Source organism: uncultured Legionella sp. (assembly GCF_937871865.1).
Lineage (GTDB): Bacteria > Pseudomonadota > Gammaproteobacteria > Legionellales > Legionellaceae > Legionella.
Map to the genome: position 1 here is coordinate 1 of NZ_CALMPD010000102.1, position 10,382 is coordinate 10,382.

The window sequence follows — 10,382 nt, forward strand, 5'->3', positions numbered from 1 at the left end:
ATTTTTTATGACTCAATCATCAGATTTATTTATTGAAGCACAATCTGTTATTCCTGGTGGAGTGAATTCTCCCGTGCGTGCATTTAAAGGTGTTGGTGGCGACCCTGTATTTTTTAAGCAGGGGAAGGGCGCTTATCTTGTTGATGTAGATGATCGCCATTATATTGATTATGTTGGCTCCTGGGGGCCACTGATTCTGGGGCATTGTCATCCTGCAGTGATAAGTGCAGTAGATAAAGTGCTGCTGAGTGGCATGAGTTTCGGAGCACCTACTGAACTTGAAGTGCGCCTTGCTAAAAAAATTATATCGCTGGTCCCGTCAATTGAAAAAGTTCGAATGGTTAACTCGGGTACCGAGGCGACGATGACCGCAATAAGATTAGCTCGCGGCTATACCGGCAGAAATAAATTCATCAAATTTAATGGTTGCTACCATGGGCACAGTGACAGTCTGCTAGTAAAAGCGGGCTCAGGGCTTCTTACTTTAGGCATACCTTCAACTCCAGGAATTCCTGCAAGTATCACTGAACATACATTAACCGCTGATTTTAATGATTTGGATCAAGTGGCTCAATTGTTTGAAAAGTATCCTGATGACATTGCAACGATAATATTGGAGCCTGTTGCTGGAAATATGGGCTTTATTATGCCAAAGCCTGGATTTTTAAAAGGATTACGTGAACTTTGCGATAAGTACCACGCTCTTTTAATTTTTGATGAGGTCATGACCGGATTTAGAGTGGGTTTAAGTGGTGCTCAGGGATTGTTTGGGATCACGCCGGATATTACAACTTTAGGTAAGGTTATCGGAGGAGGAATGCCGGTTGGTGCCTTGGGTGGTAACGCTGAAATTATGGCATTTCTTGCCCCAGAAGGTCCTGTATATCAGGCGGGTACTCTTTCTGGGAATCCATTAGCAATGGCTGCTGGTTTAGCTACTTTGACTGAAATTGAACAACCTGAATTTTTTAATAATCTGAATAAGATTACTCATCAACTGACTGCTGCATTAGCTGATGTTGCAAATGCATTTCAAACCCCTTTGTTCACTGCTTCATTGGGAGGAATGTTTGGATTTTGCTTTACTGATAAAAACGAAGTGTATAACTTTTCTGATATATCCTCTTCTGACGAGGTATTATTTAAACAGTTTTACCATGGCATGCTGGAGCATGGTGTTTATTTTGCTCCATCCATGTACGAAGCAGGTTTTGTTTCATGTATGCACGGTGCAGAAGAAATAAATAAAACCCAAAGCGCGGCTGAAAAAGTTTTGAATAAAATAAAAGATTCACATTAGTCATTGAATATTCTCATTTTTATATTTAATGTAAGTGATATGTTTTTATATTTTATAAACTTTAAAATACTAGACAGTAGTTTTTCTCCATGTCATTCTGGAGAAAAACGTGGCTAGCAAAGGAAGGCAACATATGTCGATATTGAGTCGCAAAAGAGGTTTATGGATCAACATCCCTGAAGGAACGATGGCTCTGTTTTCCATTCAGGTCGTTTCAACTCTTAGCTTTAGTGTTCTTTATTCGACTTTAGTTTTATATATGAAAGGGAAATTGGGTCTGCAGGTAAGCACTGCTAATAGCATTATGGGTGTTTTTATTGCTTTTAATTACGGCCTTCATTTGTTAGGTGGTTTTTGGGGCGGACGGTTGTTATCCAACAGGACGCTCTTTTGTATTGGTATGCTCGCTCAGGTTCTTGGCTGTGTCTTATTGTCGCTTGGTGGCGAAATCTATCTATACTATGGTCTTGCTGCTTTTCTAACTGGTTCTGGTTTAAATGTTACTTGTGTGAACTGCATGCTTACGCAACGATTTGCACCAGATGATTCCCGACGAGAAACAGCTTTTCTATGGAGTTATGCGGGGATGAATATTGGTTTTTTTATCGGATTTAGCCTGAGCGGAATATTCCAGATATCGCAAAACTATCAACGACTTTTTTTACTGAGCAGCCTGGGTAATCTAGTAGCTCTACTTATTTGTTTATATTGCTGGCATCAGTTGGCAGATAAGGGTACCGCTTACTCCATGAAAAATAAAATGCAACAAAGAAAAGCGACTATTTTAGGTGTTTTTCTTATTATGCTTTTGCCATTTGCTCTAAGCCAAATACTTCATTATGCTGATTGGGCCAATAAACTGGTTCTGGTTACTGGTATTCTCATGCTGGCATTAATTATATATATTGCCTATCAACAACCTACTAAAGAAGCAAAAGATAAGATTCTGGCCTTCGCAGTCCTGATGGTTGTCGGAACTATTTTCTGGATGTTATATCAAATAGGACCAATGGGGCTTACTGTTTTTATCGATCATAATGTACAGCGAGAATATGCGGACTGGATTATTCCTCCACAATGGTTTCAAAATATTAATACAATAGCAATCGTGATTGGTGGTCCTGTATTAGGATTTGTTTTTAACAGAATGCGTGCGAACGGTAGACAAGTTAATATCCCAACACAATTTGCCCTGGCACTTTTATTTATTGGGTTAGCATTTGCTATTTTACCTATAGGAATTGCTTATGCTAATGCCAACGGTATGGTAAATCCTGGCTGGATAGTACTCTGCTTTGTTTTACAAAGCATTGGTGAGCTTTTAATCTCTCCAATTGGTTATGCAATGATAGGTTATCTTGCACCAACTTCTCTTCAAGGCATTATGATGGGAATGTGGATGTTAAATACCGGTGTTGGAGGAACTTTATCCAGCTACAGTTCAAATTTAATGCTTGTAGGTCAGGAAAGCGCTTCTCCATTAGTATCCAATGTAGGCTATAGTCATGTGTTCTTATCTTTGGGATTATTTGCTATAGTCGCCTCGTTCATATTATTTATGATAGTTCCCACATTAAGGAACTTAATTCAAGAAGACAAGTCTGGAGAGGTTCAAGACCTCTCTTTGGCTGTAACGAAAAGAGAAGTACTATTTGAGTAGTCCATTTGTACCTATAGAAACAGCAGATCTTGATTGGTGTAGTGATCTGCCGTTATCCAGACAATTTAATGATATTTATAATTCCATAGGCAATGGAATTATGCAGAGTCGTTACGTATTTATTGAGGGCAACGATTTAATTAATCGATGGTCTGCCCTACCTGATGATACAACAAATCAATTTAATATAGGCGAAACAGGTTTTGGAACGGGATTAAATTTTCTTCTTACCTGGAAGCTTTGGGAGCAATATGCTCCAAAGTCAGCGTGTCTCCATTTTATTTCCTGTGAAAAGCACCCACTAAAATTGAGTGATTTAAAAAAATGCTTGAATGTCTGGCCTGAATTGTCTCTTCAATCTAATGAATTAATAGAACAATATCCAGTTTTAACTCCGGGATATCATCATTTATCATTTTGTAATGGACGTGTAAAACTTACTTTAATGCTCGGAGATGCCAAGGATTGCTTTGAGCAGTTATTGGTTTGTGGTGATTCTCACCTTGAACCTAAATTACGTACTTCCTTTATAGATGCCTGGTATCTGGATGGTTTTTCACCCTCTAAAAATGAAGAAATGTGGTCTCATAATCTATGCTCGATAATAGGGATGTTATCTACAACCCAAACCACATGTGCAACATATACTGTTGCTGCATCGGTGAAATCAGCTTTAAAAAATGCTGGTTTTACTCTTTCGAAACAAAAAGGTTTTGGTCCGAAAAGACATATGCTTGTTGGTGTATATACAGATATTCAATCGATTAAACTTCGAAGCAGGCAAACTCCCTGGCACATCAGTGAACCTCAGAAGCACCATAACAAATCCGTACATATCGTAGGAGGGGGGCTTGCCGGATGTTTTGCTGCATATTCTTTGGCAAAAAGAGGGTGGGCTGTTACTTTATTTGAAGAGCAGTTGAGCGTTGGGCAGGGGGCCTCTGCCAATCAACAAGCCGTATTATTTCCTAAATTGTCCGCTTTTAAATCGCCCTTAACTCAATTAATGCTCTCTTCGTTTTTATATGCATCGCGTTTTTATAAAGCATTTCTCAAAAAATTTCCCGAACTAGGGGCGCTGGAGGGCTCTTTATTACTCGCTCATGATGATAAAGAATCCAGAGCGCAAAGTGAGTTGGTAGATTGGTTACAACATTACCCTGAATTGGGTCGGCTAGTTGATACGCAGCAGTCATCTGATTTATCAGGTTTAACGTTGAATCATCAAGGGTTATTTATTCCTTTATCCGGGTGGATCAACTCACCAGAGCTTTGTCACCATTTACTAGATAATGAAGGCATCTTGCTTATTTCAAATGCAAAAGCCGATAACATAATCTTCACTGGATCTAATTGGAGCATAAATGGAATTGAAGCTGACGTAGTTGTCTTATGTAATGGGCATAAAACAAACTCCTTTAACGAGACTCGCTATTTACCGGTTAAACCTATTCACGGACAGATGTCGGCTATAGCCACAACCAATTTGAGTTCTTCTCTTAAAATTCCGGTGTGTTCGGAGGGACATGTGCTGCCGCAACTTAATGGAATCCATCACTTTGGCGCCAGTTACAATCTGGGGGATTCAACGTATCAGACCCGCAGTGCAGATGATGACAGTAATTTACTTAAATTAAACAAAATTTCCACACCAGATGTTTGGTCAAGTGCTATTGTGCAACACTGGTCAGGCGTTCGAGCTTCCACACCCGATTATATGCCTTTGGTTGGGCCTGTGGTAAACGCGAATAAATTTAATGAGTGTTTCGCCAGTTTACAAACAAATTCAAAACGATGGATAGCTAAAGCTGGGCCTTATCTTCCCGGGCTTTACGTATTTTCTGGCTTTGGTTCTCGTGGCTTAACAACCATTCCTTTATGTGCTGAATGGCTTGCTTCGCAAATCAATAACGAATTAAGTATCTTACCCCGGCATCTTATACATGCTTTAGCCCCATCTCGCTTTTTGCGGAAAAATATAACCAGGGGTGTCGTTTAAGAATTGATTTTGGTTACAAATGTTGAACTGTCCGTTAATAGAGTTTGCTTTCTATGTAAAAATAATTCATTAAATTATAAACTCTTACTTAACGATAGCTTTCTTTATCAGTTATAATTGCTGATTTCATAAAGTGAGTAGCTTGTGCATAGTATTGACTTCTTTCAAATTGATGCGTTTACTGATAAGGTTTTTCATGGAAATCCAGCTGCGGTTTGTTTGCTGGATGAGTGGCTTAATGATGAATTACTACTGGCTATAGCTTCTGAAAACAATTTATCTGAAACAGCGTTTATTATTGAAGACCAAAATGGTTTTCATATCCGTTGGTTTACCCCAAATGGTGAAATTAATTTATGTGGTCATGCTACTTTGGCTGCAGGCTTTGTTTTGTTCGAATTAGAGAAAACAGCACAGAATATTATTACCTTCAACTCCCGCAGCGGCCCACTTTCTGTTATAAAAAGAAAAGACAGATTAACTTTGGATTTTCCTCGCCTAAATTACTCAGTGTCAAAAAACAAAGAACTGCTTTCATCATTGATAGATCAGCCTGTTCTTGAAGTATACGACAGTGAGCTGGATTATCTTGTATTGTTAGAAGAGGATACTCAGGTCTTCAATGCACAAGTGGATTTAAAACATTTACTGCAATTGCCTAAAAGAGGTTTAATTATTACCTCCACTACTAATGAAGCAGATTTTTATTCTCGTTGTTTTTATCCAAAACATAGTATCTCGGAAGATCCGGTAACTGGCTCTGCTCATTGCGTCCTTACTCCATTTTGGGCCGATAAATTAAACAAAAACAATTTACGTGCTATTCAAGGACTACAACGAAAGGGGGAGTTATTTTGTGAGGTTGTCGATAATCGAGTATTTATTTCTGGTTATTGCAGGTGGTACCTCAAAGGTCATCTGGTTATTTAATAAAATGCATTGAGAAGGAACTGCCATTAGCGCATAATAATAACCCTTTAGGTCAAAGGAGAAATAGGGAATGACCAATTCAATGGGAAAAAAATTCCGGCAGGCTTTAGTCGAATATAAGCCGTTACAAGTACTGGGAACTATCAACGCTTATACCGCAATGCTGGCTGAATCAACAGGATGTAAGGCCATTTATCTTTCAGGCGCAGGTGTGGCTAATGCATCGTATGGCTTACCTGATTTGGGAATGACCAACCTGACACAGGTCTTGGAAGACGCACGTCGTATTACTGATATTTCTCCCTTACCTCTTTTAGTCGATGTCGATACCGGGTGGGGGCATGCGTTTAATATTGGCAGAACCATAAAGCTGATGGAGCGAGCTAATGTTGCTGCTATTCATATTGAAGATCAGGTGCTGGCAAAACGATGTGGCCATCGACCGAATAAAGCCATCGTGTCAGAGAAAGAAATGGGGGACAGGATTAAAGCTGCTGTTGATGCCAGACAGGAGCCTGGCTTTGTGATTATGGCCAGAACAGATGCCTATGCGGTTGAAGGAATGAACTCCGCCATTGAAAGAGCACAGCTTTGTGTTGATTTAGGGGCTGATATGATTTTTCCTGAGGCAATGACTACCCTGGATGAATACAGAACCTTCACTCAACATATTAACGTCCCTGTTTTGGCTAATATTACTGAGTTTGGTAAAACACCAATGTTTACCAGAGAAGAACTCGGCGCAGCAGGTGTTTCTTTAATTTTATATCCACTAAGTGCCTTCAGGGCTATGTCGCAAGCCGCCTTAACCACCTACGAAACGATAATTCAACAAGGCACGCAACAATCTATTCTTGATACAATGCAAACCAGAGAGGAGCTGTATAACATTCTTGGATATCACAAATACGAACAAAAACTAGACCAACTAATGGAGGAAGGAAATGAGCAGTAAAAGTGGAGGTTTAGCAGGTATTGTTGCTGGTCAATCAGCAATAGCTACTGTTGGGTTAGCTGGTAAAGGTTTAAATTATAGAGGTTATTCCATTGATGATTTAGCTGCTTATGCAAGCTTTGAAGAGGTTGCTTATTTGTTGTTGTACGGAACGTTACCTACAAAAAATGAGTTGGCTCATTATACTAAAAAACTGGTTAGTCTGAGAACGCTGCCAGAACATTTGAAAACAGTTTTAAAATTGATACCCAAAAATTCTCATCCAATGGATGTGTTAAGAACTGCCTGCTCTTTTTTGGGTAATCTGGAACCAGAAAATAATTTTTCGCAGCAATACGATATTGCTGATCGTCTGTTGGCTTTATTCCCTGGAATGATGTGTTATTGGTATTCGTATCACTTTCAAAATAAAGAAATTTCAGGAACAAGTGAAGAAGAAACTATTGGTGGTCACTTTCTCGCATTATTACATGGCAAAAGACCCGCGCAAATTGAAGTGGATATGATGAATGTATCCTTGATTCTGTATGCAGAGCATGAATTTAACGCATCAACATTTGCTGCACGTGTTACTGCTGCAACGCTTTCTGACTTTTATTCGGCAATAACCAGTGCTATCGGAACTTTAAGAGGGCCATTACATGGTGGTGCTAATGAGGCTGCTATGGAATTAATAGAACGATTTAAAACGGCAGATGAGACTGAAACTGGTCTGAAACAAATGTTAGCTAATAAAGCATTGGTCATGGGATTTGGACATAGGGTTTACACAACAAGCGATCCACGTTCTGACATCATTAAAAAATGGTCTTTCAGATTGGGCGAAGCAAAAGGGGATTTGAATTTATACCATATATCCGAGCGTATTGAAGAAGTCATGTGGAGTGAAAAGAAACTATTCCCTAATCTCGATTTTTATAGTGCTTCAGCATATCATTATTGTGGCATTCCCACTCATTTATTCACGCCAATATTTGTTATGTCTCGAATCACAGGCTGGGCAGCTCATGTGTTTGAGCAAAGAGCAAATAATAAATTGATAAGACCAACCTCTGAATACATTGGACCTGACTCTCAAGAATTTATTGCAATTGAACAACGAGGATAATATGAGTAATTATGTAGAAGATAATATTAAACCTGATTACGATCAGGTCATCGTGGATATTGCTGATTATGTGTTAAATACCAGAATTGACAGCGTTCTTGCTTATGAAACAGCTCGTCTTTGTTTAATGGATACGTTAGGTTGTGGGCTTCTCGCGCTTAATTTCTCTGAGTGCACCAAGCTTATGGGGCCTGTCGTTCCAGGAGCTACGCTTTCAGGTGGTGCTCGGGTTCCTGGTACCAATTATGAATTAGATCCTGTTCAGGCTGCTTTTAATATAGGCGCTATGATTCGTTGGCTGGACTTCAATGATACCTGGCTTGCAGCTGAGTGGGGGCATCCTTCTGATAATCTGGGGGCTATCTTAGCTGTGGCAGATTATTTATGTCGCCAAAATTGTGGAAAGGGCAATAAACCCATTTTAATGCAGGATGTTCTTACTGCAATGATTAAAGCACATGAAATTCAAGGATGTCTTGCTTTAGAGAACAGTTTTAATCGTGTAGGATTAGATCATGTATTTCTAGTTAAGGTAGCAAGTGCTGCCGTTGCTGCACAGCTTTTTGGTGCCGATAGAGATATGATGCTAAGAACCCTTTCTCAGGTTTTTGTTGACGGACAAAGCCTTCGTACCTACCGACACGCTCCTAATGCTGGCTCTAGAAAATCATGGGCTGCAGGAGATGCAACGTCCAGAGCTGTCCGCCTGGCGTTAATTGCCAAGGCTGGTGAAATGGGATATCCCAGTGCTCTAAGTGCTCCGACCTGGGGGTTTTATGATGTCTTATTTGGTAAAAAGCCCTTTAAATTTCAACGTCCTTATGGCAGTTATGTAATGGAAAATGTTCTGTTTAAACTGTCTTATCCGGCAGAGTTTCATGCTCAAACAGCGGTTGAATGTGCTGTTGCTCTACATCCTTTAGTTCAGAAACGATTTAATGATATCTCCCGAATTGAACTGGTTACTCATGAATCAGCAATCCGAATCATCAGTAAGCAAGGCGCCCTACATAATCCTGCAGACCGAGATCATTGTTTGCAATATATGGTTGCTATTGGTTTGTTATTTGGCGATTTAAAAGCTGAGCATTATGAGAACACTACTGCTGCAGATCCGAGAATTGATGAGTTACGAGCAAAAATGCATGTTACTGAAAATGAACGGTTTTCTCGTGAATACCATGATCCGGAGAAACGCTCCATAGCAAATAGCATGAAGTTGATCTTTAAGGATGGAACGGAAAGTGAGCTTATTACTGTCGAATATCCCATTGGTCATAAGCGTAGACGTGAAGAGGGTATTCCTGTATTGATGTCCAAATTCAGAAATAATCTTAATACCCGATTACCAGCTGAGCGTGTTGAAAAAATCATTAATGCGATGAGTGATACTAATTCATTAGCTGCAATGAGTGTTAGTGATTTTATGGCGATGTGGGTAGTAAGCTGAGCTTAATTTTTTGATTGGATGGTATAATAATACTTTAATTCTTCTTTTTTCGGGATGATATATACCATGTTATCTCGAAGAATGCTCAAGTATATCTATTTTAAATCAGGCTTGAGTGATGAGTTAGAAACGTGCCCATTTTCAGACCGCTTTAGCGGTCTGAAAAAATAAATAGCTAAATAGTTAAAGCCCAAACACACCGAACCCTAAGCGTGTTATCCTTCGTGCTTTGGGTCTCGAAGCTGCCAGACGAGGAAAAAGTACTGTACAAATATGAGCTCGGAATTGGCTTGCGTAGAACTCCAGTACGCAGCACCAACTGTAAATTGAGTAAATCCGGTTGTTGCTGATTTGGCGTCAATGGCGTTCAAAACATCAGTATTGCCTAGTATTGACCACTGGTTTTGCGCCGGCAAGAACCATTCACCAGACCCTACGCCTGGATTATAAGTACGACAGGCAGCTGCTGCCGTAAAATTAGTAGCAGCTAAGGTAGTATAGGTATTTACGTAACCAGAAGAATTATCGGTCGCTACGCTTGTAGGAGGTACATTCGTGTCCCACAGCACAGAAATGCTCACATCAACAAGACTCACTACATAGGCTGTTGAACCACTAATTTGATAAACAACCCCACCACCCAAAGCCTCTCCTACAGCAGGAGCACAAGTGACCTGCACATCGGTCACATTGGCCGTAACATTTGTACCTGTGTCATTACCCACTGTACAGGTGAGTCCCACAGGCTGCGTTGCTACCGTTACATTGTATCCGCTACCATAAGCAACTGGTGTTGCAAACTCAAAGGATGTCGAACCAGAAGACACCACTAAATCATCCGTTCCATTATTTTGTAATACCAAACCTGAGGCAGTTGGGCCAGAAATAGTACCACTTATCGTAAACGATGTGAGTGGCGGTGGATTGTTACTTTTAGTAATATTTAGTTCGTTACCTGATGAAGGCCATGAGCAATAAAT

Annotated in this window: 7 protein-coding genes and 1 pseudogene; 7 read left to right on the plus strand and 1 reads right to left on the minus strand. The window is 39.9% G+C overall.

All coding sequences use genetic code 11. From position 1 onward, the window contains the following. Nucleotides 1–7: 7 nt before the first annotated feature. The 7 genes from hemL (at nt 8) to Q0495_RS05790 (ending at nt 9,402) form a co-directional block, all read left to right on the plus strand. Nucleotides 8–1,300: a glutamate-1-semialdehyde 2,1-aminomutase gene (gene hemL / locus Q0495_RS05760; protein WP_298624036.1), complete on the plus strand. Its 1,293-nt coding sequence runs from the start codon at nt 8–10 to the stop codon at nt 1,298–1,300. A gap of 133 nt (nt 1,301–1,433) precedes the next feature. Beyond that, nucleotides 1,434–2,960, plus strand: a complete 1,527-nt coding sequence (locus Q0495_RS05765; protein ID WP_298624025.1) for a peptide MFS transporter — start codon at nt 1,434–1,436, stop codon at nt 2,958–2,960. Further along, nucleotides 2,953–4,959: a bifunctional tRNA (5-methylaminomethyl-2-thiouridine)(34)-methyltransferase MnmD/FAD-dependent 5-carboxymethylaminomethyl-2-thiouridine(34) oxidoreductase MnmC gene (gene mnmC, locus Q0495_RS05770; RefSeq protein ID WP_298624027.1), complete on the plus strand. Its 2,007-nt coding sequence runs from the start codon at nt 2,953–2,955 to the stop codon at nt 4,957–4,959. The genes Q0495_RS05765 and mnmC overlap by 8 nt, the downstream gene beginning before the upstream one ends. A 144-nt stretch (nt 4,960–5,103) precedes the next feature. After that, nucleotides 5,104–5,889: a PhzF family phenazine biosynthesis protein gene (locus Q0495_RS05775; protein ID WP_298624029.1), complete on the plus strand. Its 786-nt coding sequence runs from the start codon at nt 5,104–5,106 to the stop codon at nt 5,887–5,889. A 70-nt stretch (nt 5,890–5,959) separates the two neighbouring features. After that, entirely contained in the window at nt 5,960–6,844 is an 885-nt protein-coding gene (gene prpB / locus Q0495_RS05780) for a methylisocitrate lyase (protein WP_298624031.1), read from the plus strand. Continuing rightward, complete coding sequence (gene prpC / locus Q0495_RS05785) at nt 6,834–7,952, plus strand: 2-methylcitrate synthase (RefSeq protein ID WP_298624032.1); 1,119 nt, start codon at nt 6,834–6,836, stop codon at nt 7,950–7,952. Before prpB ends, prpC begins: the two co-directional genes overlap by 11 nt. Before the next feature lies 1 nt (nt 7,953). Beyond that, nucleotides 7,954–9,402 (plus strand): bifunctional 2-methylcitrate dehydratase/aconitate hydratase, encoded by a 1,449-nt coding sequence (locus tag Q0495_RS05790; RefSeq protein ID WP_298624034.1) that lies wholly within the window; start codon nt 7,954–7,956, stop codon nt 9,400–9,402. Between the two features lie 215 nt (nt 9,403–9,617). Here Q0495_RS05790 and Q0495_RS05795 read toward each other — a convergent pair. Continuing rightward, nucleotides 9,618–10,382: pseudogene (locus tag Q0495_RS05795) on the minus strand (hypothetical protein); the annotation flags it as partial.